Annotated in this window: 25 protein-coding genes and 1 pseudogene; 8 read left to right on the forward strand and 18 right to left on the reverse strand. The window is 40.3% G+C overall.

Going from position 1 to position 24,464, the window contains the following annotated elements; all coding sequences use genetic code 11:
* Positions 1-19: 19 nt before the first annotated feature.
* Positions 20-871: a ferritin-like domain-containing protein gene (locus GYY70_RS02705; RefSeq protein WP_174831216.1), complete on the reverse strand. Its 852-nt coding sequence runs from the start codon at positions 869-871 to the stop codon at positions 20-22.
* A 154-nt stretch (positions 872-1,025) separates the two neighbouring features.
* Here GYY70_RS02705 and GYY70_RS02710 point away from each other — a divergent pair, with 154 nt between their 5' ends.
* Positions 1,026-1,439: a DUF1090 domain-containing protein gene (locus GYY70_RS02710; protein WP_174831217.1), complete on the forward strand. Its 414-nt coding sequence runs from the start codon at positions 1,026-1,028 to the stop codon at positions 1,437-1,439.
* 285 nt (positions 1,440-1,724) lie between these two features.
* Entirely contained in the window at positions 1,725-2,339 is a 615-nt protein-coding gene (gene lolA, locus GYY70_RS02715) for an outer membrane lipoprotein chaperone LolA (RefSeq protein ID WP_174831218.1), read from the forward strand.
* Positions 2,340-2,403: 64 nt separating this feature from the next.
* On the opposite strand, the gene GYY70_RS02720 is transcribed toward lolA, so the two are convergent.
* From GYY70_RS02720 to GYY70_RS02730, 3 genes are all read right to left on the reverse strand, one after another.
* Positions 2,404-2,844, reverse strand: a complete 441-nt coding sequence (locus tag GYY70_RS02720) for a hypothetical protein (RefSeq protein WP_174831219.1) — start codon at positions 2,842-2,844, stop codon at positions 2,404-2,406.
* A 70-nt stretch (positions 2,845-2,914) separates the two neighbouring features.
* The gene (locus GYY70_RS02725) at positions 2,915-3,796 is read right to left on the reverse strand and encodes a ComEC/Rec2 family competence protein (protein WP_174831220.1); all 882 of its coding nucleotides are present in this window, start codon (positions 3,794-3,796) and stop codon (positions 2,915-2,917) included.
* Positions 3,781-5,181 carry a ComEC/Rec2 family competence protein gene (locus tag GYY70_RS02730; protein ID WP_174831221.1) on the reverse strand — a complete coding sequence of 467 codons (1,401 nt, stop codon included), beginning with the start codon at positions 5,179-5,181 and terminating at the stop codon, positions 3,781-3,783. Before GYY70_RS02730 ends, GYY70_RS02725 begins: the two co-directional genes overlap by 16 nt.
* A gap of 433 nt (positions 5,182-5,614) precedes the next feature.
* Between GYY70_RS02730 and GYY70_RS02735 the strand changes: the two genes are divergently transcribed.
* Together GYY70_RS02735 and aspS are read left to right on the forward strand one after the other, a co-directional pair.
* Entirely contained in the window at positions 5,615-6,331 is a 717-nt protein-coding gene (locus GYY70_RS02735) for a DUF502 domain-containing protein (RefSeq protein ID WP_078475603.1), read from the forward strand.
* Between the two features lie 71 nt (positions 6,332-6,402).
* The gene (gene aspS, locus GYY70_RS02740; RefSeq protein WP_174831222.1) at positions 6,403-8,211 is read left to right on the forward strand and encodes an aspartate--tRNA ligase; all 1,809 of its coding nucleotides are present in this window, start codon (positions 6,403-6,405) and stop codon (positions 8,209-8,211) included.
* 91 nt (positions 8,212-8,302) lie between these two features.
* Here the strand turns inward: aspS and trmA are convergent, their stop codons facing one another.
* A complete protein-coding gene (trmA, locus tag GYY70_RS02745) occupies positions 8,303-9,394 on the reverse strand; it encodes a tRNA (uridine(54)-C5)-methyltransferase TrmA (protein WP_174831223.1) in 1,092 nt (363 codons plus the stop codon).
* Positions 9,395-9,429: 35 nt separating this feature from the next.
* Positions 9,430-10,158 carry an SDR family NAD(P)-dependent oxidoreductase gene (locus GYY70_RS02750; RefSeq protein WP_174831224.1) on the reverse strand — a complete coding sequence of 243 codons (729 nt, stop codon included), beginning with the start codon at positions 10,156-10,158 and terminating at the stop codon, positions 9,430-9,432.
* A gap of 190 nt (positions 10,159-10,348) precedes the next feature.
* Between GYY70_RS02750 and bioB the strand changes: the two genes are divergently transcribed.
* Together bioB and tadA are read left to right on the forward strand one after the other, a co-directional pair.
* Positions 10,349-11,398: a biotin synthase BioB gene (bioB, locus tag GYY70_RS02755; RefSeq protein ID WP_174831225.1), complete on the forward strand. Its 1,050-nt coding sequence runs from the start codon at positions 10,349-10,351 to the stop codon at positions 11,396-11,398.
* A 128-nt stretch (positions 11,399-11,526) separates the two neighbouring features.
* Complete coding sequence (tadA, locus tag GYY70_RS02760; protein ID WP_174831226.1) at positions 11,527-12,258, forward strand: tRNA adenosine(34) deaminase TadA; 732 nt, start codon at positions 11,527-11,529, stop codon at positions 12,256-12,258.
* A 20-nt stretch (positions 12,259-12,278) separates the two neighbouring features.
* On the opposite strand, the gene GYY70_RS02765 is transcribed toward tadA, so the two are convergent.
* The 6 genes from GYY70_RS02765 to lpxK all read right to left on the reverse strand — a co-directional run bounded on the left by GYY70_RS02765 (position 12,279) and on the right by lpxK (position 16,670).
* A complete protein-coding gene (locus tag GYY70_RS02765; RefSeq protein ID WP_025330726.1) occupies positions 12,279-13,055 on the reverse strand; it encodes a TSUP family transporter in 777 nt (258 codons plus the stop codon).
* Between the two features lie 8 nt (positions 13,056-13,063).
* Positions 13,064-13,594 carry a CNP1-like family protein gene (locus GYY70_RS02770; RefSeq protein WP_174831227.1) on the reverse strand — a complete coding sequence of 177 codons (531 nt, stop codon included), beginning with the start codon at positions 13,592-13,594 and terminating at the stop codon, positions 13,064-13,066.
* Between the two features lie 116 nt (positions 13,595-13,710).
* Complete coding sequence (gene adk / locus GYY70_RS02775) at positions 13,711-14,358, reverse strand: adenylate kinase (RefSeq protein WP_037394928.1); 648 nt, start codon at positions 14,356-14,358, stop codon at positions 13,711-13,713.
* A 49-nt stretch (positions 14,359-14,407) separates the two neighbouring features.
* Positions 14,408-15,175, reverse strand: coding sequence for a 3-deoxy-manno-octulosonate cytidylyltransferase (kdsB, locus tag GYY70_RS02780; RefSeq protein WP_174831228.1), 768 nt, complete (start codon positions 15,173-15,175; stop codon positions 14,408-14,410).
* Positions 15,168-15,359: a Trm112 family protein gene (locus tag GYY70_RS02785; RefSeq protein ID WP_025330730.1), complete on the reverse strand. Its 192-nt coding sequence runs from the start codon at positions 15,357-15,359 to the stop codon at positions 15,168-15,170. The genes kdsB and GYY70_RS02785 overlap by 8 nt, the downstream gene beginning before the upstream one ends.
* A 273-nt stretch (positions 15,360-15,632) precedes the next feature.
* Positions 15,633-16,670: a tetraacyldisaccharide 4'-kinase gene (gene lpxK, locus GYY70_RS02790; RefSeq protein WP_174831229.1), complete on the reverse strand. Its 1,038-nt coding sequence runs from the start codon at positions 16,668-16,670 to the stop codon at positions 15,633-15,635.
* 120 nt (positions 16,671-16,790) lie between these two features.
* Here lpxK and xseA point away from each other — a divergent pair, with 120 nt between their 5' ends.
* Complete coding sequence (gene xseA, locus GYY70_RS02795; RefSeq protein ID WP_174831230.1) at positions 16,791-18,143, forward strand: exodeoxyribonuclease VII large subunit; 1,353 nt, start codon at positions 16,791-16,793, stop codon at positions 18,141-18,143.
* 179 nt (positions 18,144-18,322) lie between these two features.
* Positions 18,323-19,192, forward strand: a complete 870-nt coding sequence (locus GYY70_RS02800) for a DUF4261 domain-containing protein (RefSeq protein ID WP_174831231.1) — start codon at positions 18,323-18,325, stop codon at positions 19,190-19,192.
* A gap of 205 nt (positions 19,193-19,397) precedes the next feature.
* Here GYY70_RS02800 and GYY70_RS02805 read toward each other — a convergent pair whose 3' ends face one another.
* The 6 genes and pseudogenes from GYY70_RS02805 to rnc form a co-directional block, all read right to left on the reverse strand.
* On the reverse strand, positions 19,398-20,228 hold the full coding sequence (locus tag GYY70_RS02805) for a murein L,D-transpeptidase family protein (RefSeq protein ID WP_174831232.1): 831 nt from the start codon (positions 20,226-20,228) through the stop codon (positions 19,398-19,400).
* Between the two features lie 74 nt (positions 20,229-20,302).
* A complete protein-coding gene (locus GYY70_RS02810; protein WP_084548429.1) occupies positions 20,303-21,166 on the reverse strand; it encodes an ATP-binding protein in 864 nt (287 codons plus the stop codon).
* Positions 21,167-21,196: 30 nt separating this feature from the next.
* A pseudogene (locus GYY70_RS02815) lies at positions 21,197-21,763 on the reverse strand (class I SAM-dependent methyltransferase); the annotation flags it as partial.
* Between the two features lie 186 nt (positions 21,764-21,949).
* A complete protein-coding gene (gene era / locus GYY70_RS02820; RefSeq protein ID WP_037394944.1) occupies positions 21,950-22,873 on the reverse strand; it encodes a GTPase Era in 924 nt (307 codons plus the stop codon).
* A gap of 228 nt (positions 22,874-23,101) precedes the next feature.
* Entirely contained in the window at positions 23,102-23,620 is a 519-nt protein-coding gene (locus GYY70_RS02825) for a DUF2867 domain-containing protein (RefSeq protein WP_084587318.1), read from the reverse strand.
* A 62-nt stretch (positions 23,621-23,682) separates the two neighbouring features.
* On the reverse strand, positions 23,683-24,411 hold the full coding sequence (rnc, locus tag GYY70_RS02830; protein ID WP_174831235.1) for a ribonuclease III: 729 nt from the start codon (positions 24,409-24,411) through the stop codon (positions 23,683-23,685).
* Positions 24,412-24,464 lie beyond the last annotated feature (53 nt).

Raw genomic sequence — 24,464 nt, forward strand, 5'->3', positions numbered from 1 at the left:
TGCTGGCTATATGCTGTTTTTAATTTTGTAAAGCCTGCCGCCAGTTGTGTATATTTGTCTGGCGGTTTTGCTCAAAATTTTCCAGCATTTCCAGTTCAAAACTGGAAAAACCGGCTTGTTCCCGTGCTTCCAGATTAACATAGCCGCGAAAAATAAATAAATCATAACGATTGAGTAAACGACGAAATAATGTCAGTGGCTCAAGTCCGCGCTGTTTACATAAATACTGATACCAGTAATTTCCCGCACGTACATGCCCTACTTCTTCACGATAGATAATATCCAGTACAGCACAAGTTTCATCATCCCCTTTTTGAGCAATTTTCTTACGCATTCCCGGTGTTACATCCAACCCTCGTGCTTCCAGTACTCTGGGTACTAAAGCCATACGCAGTAATGGATCAAATGCAGTTTTATAAGCCATATCCCATAAATGATTATGAGCTGAAAAATCACCATAATCATATCCAGTTGCTTGCAAACGCTGACGCATAAGCTGAAAGTGTTTTGCTTCTTCAGCAGCAATCCGTACCCAGTCACGAGTGAACTCTTCCGGTAACAATCTGAATCGGTAGGCTGCGTCTAAAGCCAGATTGATTGCATTAAATTCAATATGACAAACTGCATGCAACAAAGCTGCATAACCTTCTATAGTAGTTAATTTTCTGTTTGTAACTCTGGAGGGAGGCACTAATTCAGGTTTCGGCGGATGTCCGGCCAGACGAAAATCTTCTATTTCACCTGTTTCATCCCTTCTCAGACTATTCGCAGGTGTATCTAAGCACAGTTTTTGTGCAGTTAAACTTAGCGTACATTTTTCCTCAGGCTGGCAACTCAACAAAGCAGATTCGAGTAATAAGACAATAGACATATATAGAAGTTACGTTGTGGCAAAATTATGATTGAGTATACATGTCCTGTCGCTGCTAAATAAACTGCGATTTAATATGATTTAACATTTTAATGGTTTTAATCAGCTATTATGAATTACAATATCAATTTATTAATATATAAAAGGATTAAAAATGTATTATTCACGCACAACAAAAGCTGTTCTTTTAACTTTGACTTTAGCAGTTTCAATTCCTGCACTAGCTGATCATAATTGGCAAACTTGTAAAGAAAAACAGCAACAGATTGAAAAACAATTGCAATATGCACAGGCTAACCATAATCAAAAGCGAATTAACCGGCTGAATGCACAAAAAGCAGACATCATTCAAAATTGCTCAAATGATGATTTACGACAAAAATACACTCAAAAAATTAATAAATTAGACAGCAAAATCAGTGAAACACAGCGTAAACTAGCCAAGGCTCAGGCTAAAGGAGATACAGAAAAAATTGCTGAATTACAAAATAAATTAAACGAAAATACATCAAAGCTTCAACAGGCTAAACAGAATTTAGCCCGTTTTGAGCAGGCAGCTAAACATTAAATGCACCAATATTGCTGATGAAAGAGCTTTTCACTTAAGGCTTTTTCATTAGCAAATTTATTTTCTAAAAATTCTTAGAAATTTTATGTAAACTAATAAAAAATCCCTATACCATCATTGATTGATATATTGGCCAGATATTTTCAAATTCCTTATTTGTTAAGCTTATTGTCATTATTCATTTATTTTGTAATTATTCAAACAGAGATTAATAGCTTAATTTAGTTTCATCTTTGTTCAGGAGCAGCTAAAATATTCTTTAGTAGTTCATCAAAGGAGTAATTAATGCGAATTTTGAGTAAAGCAATACTAACCGGCTTTATAACTGTCAATTTAACTCTGGCTTATGCCGGAGGTCTTGATACTCTGCAAAAATTCAATTCCGATACAGATGGTATTTCCGGTCAGTTCAGTCAGACTGTTCACAGTAAAAAGCGTACTCAAACTACTTCAGGAACATTTTCCATTCAACGCCCGGGACTTTTCCGCTGGGAATATACACAGCCATATAAGCAAACTATTGTTGGTGATGGTAAAACTGTCTGGTTATATGATCAGGACTTAGCTCAGGTAACCAAGCGCTCTCAGAATCAGACCATTGGCGATTCTCCGGCAGCTATTCTTTCGAATAAATCAGCGTTGAATGCCAATTATACCTTGTCAGATGATGGCAGCAGTAATGGCATTGATTATGTTCGGGCCATTCCAAAACGAAGCGATACAGGCTATCAGAATATTCGTATTGGTTTTCGTGGTGACAATCTGGCCAATATGCAGCTGAAAGACAGTTTTGGTAATCTGACCAATATTACTTTCAGTCAGCTTAATACTCATCCGCAGTTTAATCGCAATCAGTTCAAATTTACACCGCCCAAAGGTGTAGATGTATTAAGCCAGTAAAATAGACTAATAGCATAACAGGCAGCCTGTACCTGCCTGTTTTATATTGCTCATTAACGGGATGTCAGCAACGATAAACGTATGAGCGTCCGTTATGAACCCCTCGGCACCAGCGCGGGCGGAACATCATCCAGTCCATATCATCATCCCATCTGCGCTGCATTGCCCAGTTCTGCGCCTGCTGCAATTTAATTTTGTTAATATAATTATTCCATGCCAGCTTGTAACAACTCTGAAAAATAGGCAAATTAACTTTTTGCCGGTATTCTTCTGCTAATTTGGCATTGGCAGGATCAGATAAAAATGTCGGGTTTTGCATTTGTTCCCGCATTAATTCAGCAGTACGGGTATCACACTGTGCAGCCAGATCCAGCTGCAGTTTTTGCTGTGCTGCCTTTTCTGCTGCTGTACGCTCTGCCTGACGGGCAGCTTTTTGTTCAGGTGTAGCACAAGCAGCCAGCGCTAAGACAACTATGCCTAAATAGCAAATTTTCCGCCAATACATACAGATTCCTTTTATCCGATTACTTTCAGATTCTTATAATTATACACCAGGACATTATGGCATTTAATTGTTATAGCCTTGATGTTTGTTTCATCGGTTTTCGTTGCCAGTATGGTTTATAAACCTGTAATGGCTGCCAGCTTAAATTTCGTTCGGATAAAATTAACTGTATTCCTCCCATCCGGTCTGTTCGTAAAAGACTAATATTTTCCTGTGCCAGCAATGCTTGCACCTGAATATGCGGATGACCGTAAGGATTAGCAAAGCCTGCACTGGCTACGGCATATTGAGGAGCAACTGTTTGGATAAAAGCAGCATCACTTGAATAACGGCTGCCATGATGACCTAAAACTAAAATCTGGCTAAACAATTTTTCCCCATAAGCTTTTAACAAGGCCTGCTCGCCTTTTTTTCCTAAATCGCCGGTTATCAACACGGCTTTATCAGCACTGACTACTCTTAAAACACAGCTATAATCATTTTTTCCTTTTTTATTAGTTGCTACTGGCTGATTAAGAAATTCAAACCAGACATTGTCCCACTGCCAGTTAGCTCCGGTTGTACATGGGTGGACAGGAAACTGATATGCACTAATTTGTCCGGCGATGATTTTTTTAGGTTGCAGCTGCTTTTTAATCAGTACAGCACCGCCGTCATGATCAGCATCATTATGTGAGAGTACTAGCGTATCAAGTTGCCTGATACCGGCTGCGCGTAAATTAGGTAATAACACCGATTGCGCAGCGTATGCTGTACCCGTATCAAATAATAATTCATGCCCAGCCGTACTAATGCTTACAGCCAGACCTTGCCCGACGTCCCATACTCTAACTAATGCTTCACCCTGAGCAGGACGTGGCGGTCGGTAACTGAGCATTAACAATAAAATTAGCAGGCATAGCGGACGCAGATGCCAGCCCCGGGGCAGCAACATAATTAAAACAGACAGCATCGCCGTAACCACAAAGCTAATGGCGCATGTGCGGGATAATATTCCGGCGCATATTCGCCTATTGTGTACAGTATCTGCATAGTTTGTTCGGTAAGATATGCAGCAAAAGTACGCAAGAAATCTAACGGAATAATCATTGATAATAATGCTATTGGTACCAGAACCAGTGTGAACCACGGAATGGCCAGAGCATTTACCAATGGCGACATGACAGGTACTGAACCAAAACAGAAAGCTACCAGTACGACTGAAGCAAGCCCGGCAGTCCACTGTGCCTGCACTAACTGAAACAATTTAATTGTATGATTTACACCTTCCCCTGCCCACATCAGAACTGCAACTAACAAAAAAGAAAGCCAGAAACCAACACTAAGAACGGCCAGAGGATCAAACAGCAATACAAGTGCTATCGTCAGCCACCAAATTTGAAATGCTCGCAAATACCCCCGCCGCCACGTCAGCGCCAGAATGATAATCATCAGCATACTTCTCTGGGTTGGCACCGCAAATCCGGCCAGAGCACTGTATACAATCGCAGTAATTACCGCTGCACCACGTGTCAGTATCCATGGTTGTGAAATCTGAAAAGGAAGATATTGTAAGCATTTGCTGCACAGCCACGCGGCCAGCATTGCTAACATGCCTACATGTAAGCCGGAAATGCTGACCAGATGATTTAAACCCAAAGGACGGAATACCTGCCATGCTTCAGCCGGTAATGCCGACTGTTCACCGACTGTAAGCGCCTTTATTAATGCTACGCCCTGCGGATATATCTGAGATTGTGTTTCCCATCGGCCACCGCACCAAATTCGCCAGCTTGTGAGCTTTTCCTTCCAGCCGGACACAGCCGGAAGTGCTTTGCGCTTACCTTTTACCACAGTAGCCTGAGCGCTGATATGATTAGCCAGTGCCCATGCTTCACGATTGAAACCAACCTTATTAGCTTCACCGATTATGGCACGCACTTTTGCTTTTATTTGCCATCGGCTGCCAGCTGGCCATTGTTGTTTTGAATAATCTGTCAGTAGCCATTGCTGCTGCCGTCCATCTGGTAATTTAACCTGTGCCACAAAACGACTGCGTTGCTGATCATATTGAGGGATATCGCTTACAGTAAGCGTAATATTTTGCACACTTGCTTTATCAGTAAGCGGCCATTGATTTTGTAATAAATTATCCGTGCGCCATAATGCAAATATTATTCCGGCGCATAGAGCACAACCAAATAAAAAAACCTGCCAGCGCGTAAAAAATGTGAAGACTAACAAAATAAAAAAAGCATATATCCACGGTAAAATCGCTGATGATGGCAGCAGATAAGAACCGCAAACACCCAATACCCACCACGGTAACCATCCACTGACTACGAGAGTTTTTGACATACAAGCTGTTGTTAATTTCAGATAAATATTTATTTGTAATTATCATAATCACATTATACTGAATTAATTTAAAAATGTTATAGTAATTTTTTTGCCGTAAAGCTTTTTAATACTAGATTTATAGAAATCTGAGATGATAATAACAGTACAGATAATCATGCATAAAATTAAATCAGGCAGATGAAAAATTTAATACTCGATTAACGGGTTTTATTCAGTTCTATTAAAATTATTAAATCCGGATTAAGATGAAATTCCAATATGTTATTTTGAAAATATACAGTTATTTTGCCAATCTGAATTTTCAGTATCTGTACTGTTGAATTAAATTTAATTAATCTCAGTAATGCCGCTGTGAAAACAAACAAATATGGGTATAATATAAAGTTTGATAATTTTAAGCCGGCTTTAATTAAAAGGACTTAATCACACTATGGCACAACAGCCTGCCGAGGGCGGAAAACTGAAAAAATCATTAAAGAAATACATGCTCACTGGCGTGCTGGTATGGTTACCTATTATTGTAACAATCTGGGTAATCAGCTATATCATTGGCATGGCAGATCAGCTTGTCAACATTCTGCCTGCTCACTGGCAGCCACAGGCAATATTGGGATTCAAGATTCATGGTTTAGGCTTACTGTTTGCTATCATTGTTGTATTTTTTACTGGTTTACTGGCAGCAAATATGCTCGGACGCAGAATATTCGCTGCCTGGGATGCGTTGTGGGGGCGCATTCCTGTCGTAAAGAGTATTTATTCCGGAGTTAAAAAAGTTTCTGAATCTTTATTGTCAGATTCCCGGCAGTCGTTTAAAACACCCGTACTGGTACCCTTTCCTCAGCCGGATATCTGGACTATCGGATTTGTATCAGGTCACATACCGGATAAACTGGCATCCGCCTTGCCACACCACCCTGAAGAAACTTCGTCAGATAATTATATTTCAGTATATGTGCCCACTACCCCTAATCCGACAGGTGGTTACTATATTATGGTTAACAGTAAAGATGTCCGCGAAATTGATATGAGCGTGGATGATGCACTGAAATATGTTATTTCACTGGGTATGGTGCAGCCGGATGAACCACCGCACAACCAGTCATTACAGGCTATTTTCTCTTTACACAAACCAGCTAAACCGCATTAATGCATGATTGGCCGGAAATGATAATCCTGAATGACACAATTAACCGTAATCATAGTAACAAAGGCATCAAAATGCGAACCAACTATTGTGGCTTAATTAATGAGCAATATCTCGACCAGACTGTTACCGTAAAAGGCTGGGTACATCGCCGCCGCGATCACGGCGGTGTAATATTCATTGACCTGCGCGACCGGGAAGGTATCGTACAGGTAGTAATTGACCCGGATACACCTGAAGCTTTTACTCTGGCTGACTCTGCCCGTAACGAATATGTACTGAGTATTACCGGTCGTGTACGTGCACGTCCTGAAGGTACCAAAAACGATAAAATGATTTCCGGCGGTATTGAACTATTAGCCAAAGAAATTGACATACTCAATACTGCTGCCACCCCGCCATTTTTAATTGATGATGAAAGCATCAGTGAAAATGTACGTCTGACTAACCGCGTAATCGATTTGCGCCGTCCGGTAATGCAAAATAATCTGCGACTGCGCTATCGTGTTGCTATGGCTGTCCGCCGCTATCTGGACAGTCAGGGATTTATAGACATCGAAACACCGATGTTAACCCGCTCTACTCCGGAAGGTGCACGGGACTATCTGGTACCCAGCCGTGTATTTCCGGGTGAATTCTTTGCGTTACCGCAGTCTCCGCAGCTATTCAAGCAGCTACTGATGGTGGCAGGATTTGACCGCTATTACCAGATTGTAAAATGTTTCCGTGATGAAGACCTGCGTGCTGACCGTCAGCCGGAATTTACTCAGATAGACCTTGAAACTTCGTTTTTAAGTGAAAACGAAATCATGGATATCACTGAAAACATGGTTAAGCTGGTTTTTCAGGAAGCTCTGGCTGTAGACCTGCCTGTTTTCCCGCGCATGAGCTGGCATGAGGCTATGTTCCTGTATGGTTCGGATAAACCGGATTTGCGTGTAAATCTGCAATTTACCGAATTAACCGATTTGATGAAAACGGAAGAGTTTAAAGTATTTCGTGCGGCCGCCGATATGAAAAATGGCCGTGTTGTTGCCTTGCGTGTACCTAATGGTGCCAGCCTGAGCCGGAAGGAAATAGATACCTATACAGAATTTGTTGGTATCTATGGTGCAAAAGGTCTGGCGTATATCAAAGTAAATGACATTAGCAAAGTAAATAATACAGAAGATAGCGGTTTGCAATCTCCGATTGTGAAATTCCTTTCTGATCGTGCTTTACAGTCTATTATTGAGAAAACCGGTGCACAAAATGGTGATATCATTTTCTTCGGTGCTGATAAAGCCAAAGTGGTTAACGAAGCTATTGGCGCGCTGCGCGTTAAAATTGGTCACGAGCATGGTGCTGCTAACGGCTATTTTGCTGACAAATGGCGTCCATTATGGGTAGTTGATTTCCCGATGTTCGAATATGATGAAGAAGAACATCGCTGGTCTGCTATGCATCATCCTTTTACTGCACCTAAGGCCGGTCATGAGGATTTACTGGTATCTGCACCGGATCAGTGTATTGCCCGTGCTTATGATATGGTGCTAAATGGCTGGGAAATCGGTGGTGGCTCTATTCGTATTCATCGTGCAGATATTCAAGAGAAAGTATTTGCTGCACTGAAAATCACTCCGGAAGAGCAACAGAATAAATTCGGTTTTCTGCTGAACAACCTGAAATTCGGTGCTCCTCCGCATGGAGGTCTGGCGTTTGGTCTGGACCGACTGGTAACCCTGATGGCTGGTGCTGACTCAATTCGTGATGTTATCGCATTCCCGAAAACTCAGCGTTCGCAGGATTTACTGGTAGATGCACCAAATCATGTTGACGAAAAACAATTGCGTGAGCTTGGACTGCGTTTACGTCAAAAAGTTCAGACTGAAGAGAAAAATTAATTTGTTCTTTTGATAAAAAAACTGCCTGATAAATTTTATCAGGCAGTTTTTTTATCATTTAGACAAAGTGCTATTTATAAATTAAATTTAATCAGCGTCTCTTTAGCCAGACACCAGATTCAATATGCGGTGTGAAAGGAAACTGATCAAACATGGAGGCCTGTTTAACGCTATGAGTAGCTAATAATGTTTGCAGATTTTCGTGCAAAGTGACCGGATTACAGGATACATAAATAATGTTATCAAATTTCTGTAACAACTTAAGAGTGTCATGATCAATACCGGCTCTCGGAGGGTCCACAAAAACCGTACTGAACTGATAATCAGCCAGATTAATCTGCTCGCTGGCCAATCGCCGGAAAGTTCGGATGCCTGTAAATGCTTCTGTAAATTCTTCTGCCGAAAGTCGGGCTAATGCAATATTATTGATATGATTATTTTCAATATTCCAATGCGCTGCCTGTACAGAAGTTTTTGATACTTCTGTAGCCAGAACTTTGTGAAATTGGCGGGACAGCGGCAAAGTAAAATTACCATTGCCACAATAAAGTTCCAGTAGATCTCCGCCATTGATCGATTGAGCAACATCAACAGCCCAACCCAGCATCGACTGACAAACTTCTGCATTCGGCTGAGTAAAACCACCTTCAAACTGTTTATACTCAAAGATTTCATTATGAACTTTTAAGCGTTCAATAACATAATCGCGTTCCAGAACTACCTTCTGCCCACGGCTGCGTCCTAAGATCTGAATGTTCAGTTCGGTGGCCAGCGATTTAGCTGACTGAGCCCAGACATCATCCAGTTTTTTATGATAAATCAGAGTAACCAGCGTATCGCCAGCCAGTGTTGTTAAAAATTCAACTTGAAATAAGCGTGTTTTTAACTCTTCTCTGGCCTGTATTTTGCTCAGTAAAACAGGCATCAATGAGTTAATATTTTCATGAGCTATGGCAAAATCACGTATTTTACATACATTACCGGAACAGGCTTTTTCTCCCGGGGTAAACATAGCATAACTACAGCTGTCTCCTTCATGCCAGATACGAAATTCCGCACGCATCCGGTAATGAGAAGCCGGAGAAGTGAAAATCTGTATTGGCGGAAAAGCACAGTCTGCAAATAGTTGCTCCAGATAGTGCTGTTTATCAGATAATTGTTGCTGGTAAGTAATACCGGTCATATAGTTATCAGCCAAAGCAAAAAGGGCTTATTATATCAAACCCCATTCTGTTCCCGTACATCGCGCAGAATTTGCCGGCCATAATCATCTGCAGCAATCATATCCGCAATTTTTTTTGCAGTATCTTCAGCACTTTGCAACTGATTTTTATCCTTTAAGCCAATAAAATTTTGTACCATGGGAAATTTATCAGCATCGGCAGAACGGATATTTTGCTGCATATTGGTATCAACAACACCGGGAGCAATACTGGCAATACGTACATGCGGATGTTGTTCAGCCGCTACTACTGCTGCGTGCTGATCCAGTGCCGCCTTAGTAGCTCCATATACGCTCCAGCCTGCTACCGGATGCCGTCCGGCACCACTACTGATATGCGCAATGCGAATTTCAGCTTTCGGAGCAGCGGCAATCACCGCATTAGTTAATAGTAATGGTGCAGTAATATTTACAGTTACTGCTTTAATAATTGCATCACAATCCTGCTGGCCTATTATTGAATTCGGCTCTACCATACCAGCGTTGTTTATCAGAATAATTTCATTTTTATTTTCAAGACCACTTTGCCAGCTGGCTGACCGGATTAATGTCGCCATAGCATCAGCATCAGAAAAATCAATTGAATATTCCAGTAATTTTTCCGGCGGATTATCCCAGCCATGCCGTGATAGACCGACAACTTTAACTTCTTTGGTCAGGTAATATTCTGTGAGAGCCCGCCCCAAACCCCGACTATGACCAGTAATAATTACACAACATTGCATATTAAATTCCCTTTTTCAAAAATTATCTGAGCTTCTAGCCAGATAGTAATCATACACTTTACTTATGCAGTAAAAAAATCAGATTTTAATTTGTTTAAATATAAACTTGATTTATGGAGAAATTGACATTATTAAGTTAAGTATTATCATGCAATGTAAATTTTATGACTGTTATTTAAAGGGAATTTTTATGTCGCTAAGCATTATTCGTCATGATTGGTCACTACCAGAGGTTATCGAATTATTTCAACTGCCATTTAATGATCTGATATTTAAAGCACAAACAATACACCGACAATTTTTTGACGCCAATAAAGTGCAAGTTTCAACCTTATTATCAATAAAAACCGGTGCTTGTCCGGAAGACTGTAAATATTGCCCCCAGTCAGTTCATTATGATACTGGTCTGGAAAAAGAAAAATTACTTGAAGTTCAAAAAGTAATTGAAAAAGCCAAGGCTGCAAAAGCAATCGGTTCAACACGTTTCTGTATGGGTGCTGCCTGGAAGCATCCTACTGCCAGAGATATGCCGTATGTTCTGGAGATGGTAAAAGGTGTTAAAGCACTGGGCATGGAAACCTGTATGACTCTGGGCAAATTGTCACAGGATCAGGCTCATGCGTTATCTGAGGCCGGATTAGATTTCTATAATCATAATTTAGATACTTCACCCGAATTTTATGGAAACATCATTACTACCCGTACCTACGCGGAACGTTTGCAAACATTGGCTTATGTCCGAGAAGCAGGCATTAAAATTTGCTCAGGCGGAATTCTTGGAATGGGTGAATCTCTGAAAGACAGAGCCAGTTTATTAATTCAATTAGCTAATTTAGATGAACATCCGGAAAGTGTTCCCATCAACAATCTGGTTAAGGTTAAAGGTACACCTTTAGCGAATGAACAGGATATTGAGCCGTTTGATTTTATCAGAATGCTTGCTGTTGCCCGTATTATGATGCCCAAATCACATGTGCGATTATCCGCAGGACGTGAAAAAATGAATGAGCAAATGCAGGCACTGGCTTTTTTAGCAGGGGCAAACTCTATATTTTATGGAGATAAATTGCTTACCACATCTAATCCTCAAGTTGAAAAAGATAATGTTTTATTTATTAAATTGGGTATCAGTCCCGAACAATGTGAGGATTATAGTGATGAAATACACCGGGCAGCTATTGTGCAGGCAATTTCTGAGCAAACACAAAATAATATGTCTGGTAATATTAATGAGTCTTAGCAACTAATTGTTATTTAAGATATTTTGTACAGTAGAATGATAATTCTATTATTTATTATATAAAAATTCCAAATAGCACAAACCTGTATTTATAGTAAGATACAATACAATAAATTTGCACTTTACCTATGAGCACGCCGTTAACAACGCCTCCGCTGGCACCTAAAACCATAGCTATTCTTAAACAACTTAATATACATTGCTTAGAAGATTTACATCTTCGCGGAGCGCTAACGGCGTTTTTACAATTTAAAAGCATCAGTACAGGCTGTACAGACAGTCTTTTGTGGCAATTTATTGCTCTAGTGGAAGATCGCTCAGTTCAATCGTTTACATCTGAAGAAAAAGATTACTGGCGCAAGCAGCTTAAACTGCATCCGCCAGTAGCTGTCTTTCCGTCTGAAACAGTTATGCAGCAATGGATGCATCAGGCTTTGGATGCAGCGCAACAGGCTTCTATACTGAATGAAGTGCCGGTTGGTGCTGTTGTTGTCTGTGAAAACACTCTGGTTGGTTATGGCTACAATCGCTGTATCGCTGATTGTAATATTAGCCATCATGCAGAAATTCAGGCATTAACGGCAGCCAGTAAAGCATTGGGAAATTACCGTCTGGAAAATTGTGATGTTTATATTACTCTGGAACCGTGCGCTATGTGTGCAAGTGCATTAATACAAGCACGAATCAGAAGGGTAATTTATGGAGCTTGTGAAACAAAAACCGGAGCAGCCGGCAGTGTGATTAATTTATTTACTAATCAGCAGTTAAATAAACACACTGCAATCATTGGTGGTGTTCTGGCTAATGAATCCACCCAATTATTACAGGATTTTTTCCGGTGTAAGCGCAGCCCGGTATAAACCAATGCTGCAATCAGAAATTACAGTAAATCGTAGCCAAATTTACCAATCATAATACACAGAAGAATAATAAAACCTTTACGCAATAATTTGCTGCCGCCACGCATTGCTAATCTGGCACCAATGATTCCTCCGCTCAGATTGGCAATAGCCAGTGGAATTGCCCAATGCCATACGACATACTGATGTGGAATAAAAAATATCAGTGCGGCAAAATTTGTTGTGAGATTAATAACTTTAGAAGATGCTGTTGCAGTAATAAAGTCGAAGGCAAAAAAGCGAACAAATATAAAAGCCAGTAAGCTGCCTGTTCCGGGACCGAATATACCGTCATATAAACCGATTAAGGCACCCATTAACAGTCCGATAATATACTCACGTCGGGTCAGCTGGCTTTGGCGCTGAACCTGACCCAGATCCTTTTTCAAAAAGGTATAAATCGCCATAATGATTAAAATAACCAGAATGGACGGTTTCATCCACGCTGTGGGCAGATATTCCACAACATGAGCACCCATATATGAAAAAGCAAATGCAAGGACGGCGGCAGGTAACAGCATTGCCCATGGAACGGGTATACGTCTGGTATATTGCACAGCTGCTACCAAAGTACCACAGGCAGAAGCAAATTTATTTACCCCCAGAACGACCGGTGTGATGGTTTTCTGTGGTAATGCGCCAAACAGCCCGGGGATCTGTAACAACCCGCCACCACCGACAGCTGCATCCATTAAACCAGCACTGAATCCGATAATTAGTAACCACCAGATATGAGAATCACTTAACCATTCCACGATATATCCTACTAGCGCATGGCACGTGTGGTAATACGCTTAATTAACTCTTGCTGATTACGGGGCAATCCGTCTTCGCAGAAAGTCTGATACAGCACCGAACGTACTTTATCCAGTTGATTCAGGCTGGTACCGATTACTTTCCATTGACTATTGCGCGGCTGTATCCAGCGTTTATTCACATCGTCACCATATCCGAACACTTTCATGCGCCGTGTCGGGCAATGAATAGCTTCAGCAGTAAGGTTATTAATCCCCTGATCTGATTGCTGGTTCAGAATATAATGGATAGTATGGTCTGTATTGATTTGAATACTGTTCAGCATTAATTTTGGCTGGCCCTGATATGTCTGGCTGATATAAATATCTGCCCATTGCTCATTACCGGCAGGATACGCTGGCATAGGTACAGCCTGCTCTTCCCAAGGCTGATTTTCATCAGGTCCAATATAATGCTCGTTATATAAAGTTTCCCTGCGTGCCAGTGCATAAGCACAAACACCAAGAAGTAATACAGTCAATACGGTTTTGGTAACTTTCATACCATGCTCCGAAACCGGATATACAATCCGGCTTTATTCTGAAATACTGTTTATCATTTGTCATACAGCAAAAAGCTGTCTGTAATCTTATGAGAACAGACAGCCGGATTCAGCCATCAAAGTTTTAAGGCGGCCAGAACCTGAGTTTTTACTGCTTCTACCGGTTGGGTTCCGTCTACACGGATATAATCCGGTGCGTTGGCATCATTCTGTTTACCATAGAAATCAATCAGTACTTCTGTTTGCTCGTGATAAACCTGTAAACGTTTTTTGATGGTTTCTTCCTGATCATCATCACGCTGAATCAGTGGTTCACCAGTTTCATCATCTATATTGTTAACTCTTGGCGGATTGTAAACCAAATGATAAGTTCTGCCTGAAGCAAGATGGACACGGCGACCGGACAAGCGTTCAATAATGACATCATCGGGTACGGCAATCTCTACTACAGCATCCAGATGCACGCCCGCTTTTTCCATTGCTTCAGCCTGAGCCAGTGTACGCGGGAAACCATCAAATAAGAAACCATTAGCACAATCCGGCTGGGCAATACGCTCTTTTACCAGACCTATAATAATATCGTCACGAACCAGCCCGCCCGCATCCATAATTTTTTTGGCTTCAATGCCCAAAGGTGTGCCGGCTTTTACTGCTGCACGCAGCATGTCTCCGGTAGAAATCTGCGGTATGTTAAACGCAGCAGTAATAAACTGTGCCTGTGTGCCTTTTCCGGCACCCGGTGCACCTAATAATAAAACTTTCATTTCAACTCCTGAATATATCTGTGATTTGATTTAATATTATTACTAATATTTATTTTTTTACTTCTGTCCAGTTCGTGCGTACACGCTCCAGATCGGCAGCTGTATCCACACCCGCAGCCGGAGCATGCGGTGTAATTTGTACCGCAATATTGTAACCATGCCACAGTACGCGCAGCTGCTCAAGTGATTCAGCCTGTTCTAATGGTGATGGAGTCAAATCTGCATATTGGTGCAAAAACTGTACCCGATAACCATAAATGCCAATATGACGATATACCGGAATATCTGCCGGCATGACTTCAGCGCCGCTGCGCATTAATTCACGCGGCCATGGAATGGCCGCACGGCTAAAGTACAAGGCATTATTTTTGTTGTTTAACACAACTTTAACACAATTGGCATCTATAAAATCTGTGTAATCAGTTAATAGATGTGCTGCTGTGGCCATTGGTACTGAACTTTGCTGTAATTGTTCAGCTACAGCATTAATCAGCTCAGGTTCAATCAAAGGTTCATCACCCTGAACATTTACAACACAGTCTTCTCCAGCGAGATTCAGAATGCCGGCTGCTTCAGCTAGACGAGTTGTACCGCTCTCATGCTCCGGAGCTGTTAAAACAGCTTCAATTCCATGAACCTGACATGCAGTCTGAATATCAGCATGATCTGTTGCCACAACTACTCTTCCGGCTTTGCTGGCAAGTGCACGCTCAGCTACCCTCACTACCATCGGTTTACCATGTATATCAGCTAAAGCCTTATTGGGTAAACGACTAGAGGATAGCCGTGCCGGAATCAGAACAACAAAATTACTCATGTGTCGCCGTACATTCTTCATCAGTTAAATTACGAGCTTCATTTACTAGCATATAGGGAATACCATCTTTTACCGGATAAGCCAGCCGTGATGCTTTACACCACAGTTCCTGCTGCTGTGCATGCCATTGCAATTTTCCTTTACACTCGGGGCATACCAGTATATCCAGATATTTTTGATTCATTTTTAATCCTTAGTTTCGCAAAAGTGGCAAGCGAAGTTTATGGTTGTTGATTTAGCAGGTTTCCTGAATGCAGTAATACCAGTTAATAATTTATAAATATCGTCTTCGAATGACTTTACCATATATTAAAATGGCAATATAGAGGCTGCTTAATACAGAACCTGAAATCGTAGTCAGTTTGTATCGTCTGACAACGATATACTGACAATTTATTGAAATTTTACCAGCAGCCGGAGCCCATGGCATCTTTTTCATTGCAGAAACGTATTTATTTTATTTAGAACGGTGTAAGTCTAATTTTAACTGAATCAATTCAGCTAAATCCGGGCAGATTTGTGCTGAAAGTGGTAAGACCCAAATATTATATTGCAAAGGTTTTTTCAGTTTGACCGCATCTTTTTCTGTAATAAATATTATTTCTGCATCAGGCCAGTCTTCGGGTTGAATGGTTGCGTGATCATTCAGCGCAATGGTTTCTTTCAGATGAATACCCAGCATCTGTAATGCCTGAAAAAAACGTTGCGGTTGTCCGATACCTGCAATTGCCGCGCATTTTTTTTCTGAAAATTCATGAGCTTTTGCAGTCTGTTGCGGCTGATTTAAACAATAGAAATCGCCATAGTTCAATTGACTAAAACCACACCATTGTGTTTTTATTAAATTTAGTTGCTGTGCCTGCCGAACAGAATTCGCATCACCCTGACTGAATACTACCGCATCTGCTCCCTGTAAGCGCTCAACCGGTTCGCGCAATGGGCCATTAGGCAATATATCCAGTTTTTTTCCGATATCTGCGGCCGGAAATACTATAACTTCCATATCCCGGCAAAGTGCATAATGTTGTAAACCATCATCACTTAATAAAAGCTGTAAATCCGGATATGCATTTAACAATGCTCTGCCGGCAGCTTCACGAGTAGAAGCAACTGCAACCGGTGCCAGAGTTTGCTGAAACAGCATTAATGGTTCATCTCCGGCTTCTGCCGCAGTAGATTGTGCATTCAGAATAACCGTTTCTTTACTTAAACGCCCATAACCGCGGCTGATGATACCTACCCTTATCTGCCGCTGCTGTAAAGTCTGTACCAGCGCAGCGACTAAAGGTGTTTTACCAACACCGCCAACATGAATGTTACCGATAACCACTACCGGACAAGGCAGTTTTTTAGTCGGCAAAATGCCCGATTTGTACAGCCAGTGCCGTAACAAAGCAATACTCTGAAATAATCGTGCAAACGGCCACAGTAACAATACCAGCGCTATACGCGGATGCTGCCAGTGCTTTTGTATTAAACCGGCTAACCAGCCCATAACTCTGCCTATTAATTACAAAGCTGCACTATACCATGCTGTATATGCAGAACTGAACTATGATAAAAAAACGCCGTATAATATCTACAGAATAAAACCGCTCTGAATATGGTATCCATTATGTCTGATTTCTCTGCTCCGGCTGCTTTAAGTGTATCTGAACTCAATGCTTATGCCCGTCAATTGCTTGAAGACAATCTGATTGATTTATGGGTTGGTGGTGAAGTTTCTAATCTTACCCGTGCAGCCAGCGGTCATTTCTATTTTTCTTTAAAAGATGCCCGTGCACAAGTCAGATGTGTACTGTTTAAAGGTGTGGCACAGCAGCTGAACCAGCCCTTACAGGAAGGTGATCATATAGAAGTAGCCGGAAAAATCAGTATTTACGAAGCACGAGGTGAATTTCAGATTACTATTAATGCAGTGCGCCACAAAGGGTTGGGACAGTTATATGAAGCTTATGAGCGGCTGAAACAGCAGTTAACTGTAGAAGGTTTATTTTCAAAGGAACGCAAACGTCCGCTACCTGTTCATCCTAAAGTGGTCGGTGTAGTGACCAGTCTTGCCGCAGCAGCTTTACGCGATGTTGTAACAACCCTGCGCCGGCGTCATAGCGGTATCCGTGTGATTGTTTACCCGACAGCCGTACAGGGTGCAGGAAGTGAACGTCAGATTGCTGCTGCTATTACCAGTGCCAATCAGCAGGCACTGGCTGATGTACTGATAATTTGCCGAGGAGGTGGCAGCATTGAGGATTTGTGGTCTTATAATGAAGAAATCGTCGTACGAACGGTAGCCGACAGCGCAATTCCCACAGTAAGCGGTGTTGGTCATGAAACTGACTTTACCCTGACCGATTTTGCCGCAGATGTTCGCGCCCCGACACCGACAGCAGCTGCCGAACTGGTCAGCCCTGATATGGCGCAATTAAGACATAGTGTTACTCAATGGCAAAAGCGTATACACCAATTACTGGAACAACGTTATTATGATGCTTCACAAAAACTAGACTGGCTTGCTCGTCAGTTAAAGCACCCGCAGCAAAACTGGCAGCAACAGCAGCAGCAACTAAGGGATTTAGCACGTCTGTTACAAATTGGCATGCAGCGTCAGATCAGGCAGCATCGGCAAAATCTAATACAGCAACAACGCAGTTTGGAAAATACACGACCGCAAACTATTCATGCACTACAGGCACTTGAATATCGGAAACAACAATTACATCAAATTTGGCAAAATATTTTTATGCGCGCGCAACAACGGCTGCAGCAGCAGACATCTGTGTTACAGGCAGTTTCTCCTCTACAGATTCTCGCCAGAGGTTATAGCGTGGTCACTAATCAGCGCGGGCAGGTAATACGTGATGCCAACAAATTAAAAACCGGCCAGTATCTTAATATTCGCTTTGCTTGCGGTGAACGTAGCGTACAGGTTGCCCCGCCGAAAATTCAGTCTGATTTATTTGATAATTAAGATATATATTTTCAAATGTATTTCTATTCTATTGCGAAAATTGCTATCACTAAGAATTTGGTGATTAATTGTTTGTTGATTTAAATTCAGATTTTTAATCTAAAAATAAATTATTCTTTGAAATGTTATGTTAAATAAATTTTTGACAGGCAATTAACTTAATAAGAATAGGAATTTAAATGTCACTGTTTGCTCGTTTATTTGGGAAAAAATCTAAAGATACAGATACTACGGTAGGTGAAAATACAAATACTAAACAATCAATAGGATTAAGTGTTGTATTTAAAGGCTCTCTTAATTTAGATAAAGATAAATTATTAGATAAATTAAAATATCTGGATTCTTCAATAACAAATGTCAAATACGAAACCCCTGCCGGAGAGCTTGAACAAGGCGTTTTTGCTTTGATAAGCTGGGGAAAACATATAGTTAAACTGATCGGATTCAATGCGCCTTTTCCTGCTGATGCATTGGAAACTTGTGTTGAGCCAGCACATTATAGTGAAGATATCAAAAATCAAGTTCGTAAAAATGATAGTCATGTAATTTTGTACTATACAGGACATGATGAAGATGTAATACAACAATACCTGGCTTTATCCCGTCTGGCTGCGTGTTTTGAAGAATTTAATGCATTAGCAGTTATTAATGAAAACGCCCATTCTTCACTCCCTGCAAATGTTTTAAGTAACTTACTTAGTGATGAAGACAGTGCACAGAGTTTATGCGATTGTTTACCGCTATTTTTCTGCGGATTTGTTAAATATATTTTAGAAGACGTTAAAGGTGTCTGGATGCGCACTTACGGTGCTAATGTATTTGGATTGCCTGATTTTGCTGTATTAGCAAATAACCATGATGAAGGTTCTGACTATTTCGATATGTTTGGTAATATTTTATCGTATCTGCGTCAGAGCGGAGCAACTATGAATCCAGGGGATACAATGGAAATTGGCGATAATAAAATGATGTCTTTACGAGTTCCACAGGAGGATGAATACTTTCTGAAAGATACAGGTAATGTTTTGGTTGTAGAGATCGGTAAATAGTTAAACAAATTAATAAATTATTCTTAAGCAGAAATTATCCATTATTAAGCAATATAAAACGACTACCGATATTAAATTTGATATCGGAAGTCGTTTTATATTTAGGTAAATTAAAAAAATAATTGTTTGTTCAATCAGATATGCAAATACAATAAATCATTATTTTAAATATCACGATATCAGATAGTTACCTTACTGCTTCTGTTTATTTAATAACATAATGCTTATTGTGCACAGTAATATCTGCTACTCTGTGCTCAGACTGAAAAATATCATAAGCAGGCTTCAATTCGCTCCAGAAAGGCATATAAGCTGAGTTTTGAAACTTTTGCATATTTGATGCTGTCATTCTGAATGGAAAAATATGAATGGGTATTCGCTTCTGTCCGCTGTTTATAGCTTGATTAACAACAGCGTAGATTTGTTCTATTCCCTTGTCAGTCATAGCATAGCAACCGATGGACACGCAGTTTCCATGAATCATGATAAAGCTTCCTGTGTATCCATTGGCACGGTCATAGGCATTCGGGTAGCCGATGTTAAAAGCAAGATGATAATTACTATTTGGTTTTAATAGATTTTTCTCGGTTGCGTAAAATCCTTCCGGACTTTTGCCATCACCTTCGGCTTTTTTAGGTCCCAGACCACCTGAATATGTACAGATATCCCATGTCCTGTACAGCTGATAATTATTATTTTTGTGCTTATACCATATTTCTAATATTCCTTCCTGTTTGAATATTCGCAGATAAATTTTGTCACCACTAACAGGAGGAGAGACTGTTACTGCCGTATTTTTTATATCTATAGTTTTAATTTTCTGGTCAATAGTATAATTTCTAAAAAATAATGATACACCTGCAACTATGCCCGCGAATCCGATGACAATCATACAGATAGTCATTAATCTTCGAGATAGTGTCTTTACTTGATTTTTTTTATTAGCAAAAAAAGGAGAAATAATTAATCCGATACTTCCGATACATATCAATATGGGAAGTAATATCATTAATGGTTCGCTAAATAATACAGACATAATTTGTTTCCGTTGAGACCGGGTTACCCAGCAGTTAATCAAAAAACTGAATACAGAACAAACAATTGATTTAGCTATACAATTCTATCCTGTGGGTTTCTTCCTGCCCAGTCGCATACGAACTGCCATGCTACTCTTCCTGAGCGGCTACCACGGCTCTGGCTCCAATTTAATGCTGCACGTCTTGCTGTTTCATCCAAATTCAGACCAGCTTCTTCCAACCAGTTCTGTACAGCCTGTAAATATGCATTCTGATCAAATGGGTAAAAGCTTAGCCATAAACCAAAACGATCCGATAAAGATACTTTTTCTTCGACGGCTTCCTGAGGATGAACTTCTCCGCCATTGCCTGTATGAGCCACATTGTCTGCCATATACTCAGGCATTAAATGCCGGCGATTGGATGTAGCATATACCAATACATTGTCACATCGCTGAGATAATCCGCCATCAAGGGTAGTTTTTAATGCTTTGTAAGCATCGTCGCCGTCTTCAAAAGATAAATCATCACAGAACAGAATGTATTTTTCCGGTCTGGCGCTTAGTAAAGAAAGTAAAGCAGGTAATGTTAACAAATCACTTTTATCAACCTCAATCAAACGCAATCCCTGATCTGCATACTGATGCAGTAACGCCTTAACCAATGATGATTTTCCGGTACCACGTGCTCCTGTCATTAATACATTATTTGCCGGTCTGCCGGCAAGAAACTGTTCTGTATTACGTACCAGTTGTCGGCGCTGCTCATCAACAGCTGCCAGACAGTCCAGAGAAAAAGTATGCGGATGCGGTAAACTTTCCAGAATACCCTTATTACCTAATTTATGCCAGCGGTAAGCAACTGCAGTCCAGTCAGGTTCCTGAGCCAATGGTGGCAAAATGGCATCCAGCCGCTGTAACACTGTTGCAGCCAGATTGATAAATTCCTTACGTTTCATCTATTTCCCTTTAGTTTCTAGAGCTATGATCTATGAATGTTTTTGCAATATTAATGCAAAAGGTGCATCATTTATCCGGTTAATAAAAGCATATTTCAACACTGCTATCTGCTGTTGCGGTAAGCTTCGCGCCCATGTTTGTATTGTTTCCGCTTCAATTTTTCCCTGCTCATGACCCAGGTATAAAACTGCAGCCAATACACCATTATTGATAAGAAGGTTTAATCCGCTTTGCATTGCCTTAAGAGTTGTATTGGCTTGGGTTGTACAGTTTTTATCTCCGCCGGGTAAATATCCAAGGTTAAATATGATGGCACTAACCTTACTCTGAATATACTCACTCAAATGTTCATGTCCGGCTTGAATTAACTGTACCCGCTCACGATAACCGGCTTTTGCCAGTCTGTTACTGGTAGCTTCTAATGCACTTGCCTGTATATCAAATGCGACTACTTTACCCTGGGCACCAACGCATGATGCCAGAAACAAAGTATCATGCCCGTTACCAGCAGTAGCATCAACAACTATATCTCCGGCCTTTACTGTCTGCTGAATGTTTTTATGTACAAAATCCAGAATATTGAGAAGCATAAATTGATTTGTGCTATCTGATGTTTAGTTAGCCGCCATGGCTATCCTTAAGATAAATAAGCATTAAGCATATCAGATTATATATTTACAAAATGAGCACGCATACTATGAATAGTAATTTTATTTATCTGTAATGCTGATACCAGAATAAAAATTGATACATATTAAGTTTAGAAGTGCCAGACTCTTACCTCACATTCCTAATTCACGCAAAAAGCGAATGTCATCAGCCCAGCCGGATTTTACCTTTACCCAAACCTTTAAAAAAACTTTTGTTTCAAACAATTTTTCCATATCCAGTCTGGCTTCAGTAGATATCTTTTTCAGTTTTTCCCCGCCTTTACCAATTAAAATGCCCTTTTGGCTTTCCTTATCTACCAGAACTGCAATATAAATCCGGTAAAGTCCGTCTTCCTCGGTAAACTGTTCTACTTCGACATTCATAGCGTAGGGTAATTCTTCACCAAGATAACGAAACAGTTTCTCCCGCACAATTTCCATAGCAAGAAATCTTGCCGATTTGTCTGTCACCATATCTTCAGGATAGAGCGGAATACCTATTGGCAGCATGGGCTTGAGAATATGCACAAGCTGAGCCACGCCCAGTCCGTGCTTTGCACTCACCAGAGCAACCTGAGTGAATTTATATGCCTGCTGTACTTCATCAATAAAGTTCTGCAGTACACTTTGGTCTTTTGCCTTAGCCTTATCGACCTTATTAATTACCAGCACTACCGGAATATGTGCAGGTAATTGTTGCAGTACTTCTCTGTCTGCATCCGAAAAACGCAATGCTTCAATCACAAATACAATAACATCCACACCAGCAACTGCCTCAGTAACATTCTGATTGAGACGGTCATTAAGTGCATTGCGGTGATAAGTCTGAAAACCGGGAGTATCTACAAATATCAGCTGTGCTTCATTATCGGTATAAATACCATTAACTTTATGGCGAGTAGTCTGAGCTTTTTTACTGGTGATACTGATTTTCTGACCAATAAGGTGGTTCATTAACGTGGATTTTCCCACATTAGGCCGGCCAACAATTGCAACAAAACCGCAGCGAAAATTTTCTGACTGAGGAGGATAATTGTAACTGGATACTTCAGACATACATTCTTTCTTAAATGATACAAATAACCATAAAATGGTTGATAATAAGCTGAATTATTTCAAAACAAGTAAAATGAATTCTGCTAAATAACACATTGCAGATACCAATTATAAACTACTAAATTACCTGAATATATACAGTTTTATTCGAACGATTTTAGAGAAATGGAGTCATTCTTACTGAACAAATACTTTATGAATACTAAGTAACGAAAGACCTCAGAGTGATTAAACAATATTTTCAAAAAGTTTATTTACAATAAACGGATGAAGTTTACTAACTGGCATCATATATAACCGTCCCCAGAAATTATGATTTTTTACTGAAGCGATCAGATAAAGCATTTTTTTATCCGGCTGCTGGGTATTATCAGTAATACGCAGGCAAAGACAAACATCTAAATGAGAATCTTTAATCTCTAAAGTAAGTTTATCTGCAGTATTTTCAGTAATAGTAAAGAAATGTGCTGAATTTGTTTCACCAGATTGAATCCTCTCCTCATCCAGATAAGTAAATCCCTCTATAGTACGTATGCCAGCAGGTCTAACTATATTATCTCTGATTTTAAATAATATCCTTAGCCATTCAGGCTGACGTGAAGTCATCATTTTATATGCTTCAAAAGCTGTAATATTTTTACCGATTTCTTTTTTCTGACAATCAAGATAGTCCGGTTTATCCGCAATCAGGCTAACACACTCGGGTAATTCATTCAGTATTTTAGAAATTGACTTTGTTTTTCCCATTATTTCCCCTTTATTGTAAGACAATAAGTAATAACAATATGCCACCTTCAATATATTGTAACTTATTTATTTTTTCTAGGTTTAGCTGCCGGAAACTGCTTTTCTAACCAAACAAGAGCTGTTTGTGCGGTTTGTTGTTCTGCTTCGCGCCGGCTGTGTCCGGCTGCTTCAGTCTGAAAGCCGGTTTCTCCTAAATCACATTGCACTACAAATTGTAAATCATGAACATCACCAATCTGATCTACAATCCGATATTTTGGCAATGGCATATGTCGTGCCTGCAAGGCTTCCTGCAGACGTGTTTTTGCATCTTTTCCACTGTTCTGAGGATTAATATTACGGATGCGGTCTGCGTATAAATGTCTTACGACAGTCTCAGCAGTATTAAAATCTGCATCAAAGCTTACTGCGGCAAATAATGCTTCCATAGCATCGGCCAGTATAGATGGCCGCCGGAAGCCACCGCTTTTTAACTCACCAGTACCCAGTAATAAAGCATCTCCGATTTTTAGTTCAGCTGCAATCTGAGCCAGCGTTTCCTGATTAACCAGATTCGCCCGCATTCGTGAAAGTTCACCCTCTGTCAGGCGCGGAAATGCATTAAACAGCATTTTAGCTACAGAATAATTTAAAATCGAATCACCAACAAATTCAAAACGTTCATTGTGTAACGCACTGTAACTGCGGTGAGTTAAAGCCTGCAGCAATAAATCAGACTGCTTAAATTGATAGCCAAGCTTTTGTTGTACATATTTCAAAGCATTTTCATGGCGTACATCAGTTTTTCTCATTTAACCGTCTTTGATAATGAATAACCATAATTAAATAAACAAAGCGCAAGAAA

This window comes from Snodgrassella sp. ESL0324 (assembly GCF_013344955.1).
GTDB lineage: Bacteria > Pseudomonadota > Gammaproteobacteria > Burkholderiales > Neisseriaceae > Snodgrassella > Snodgrassella alvi.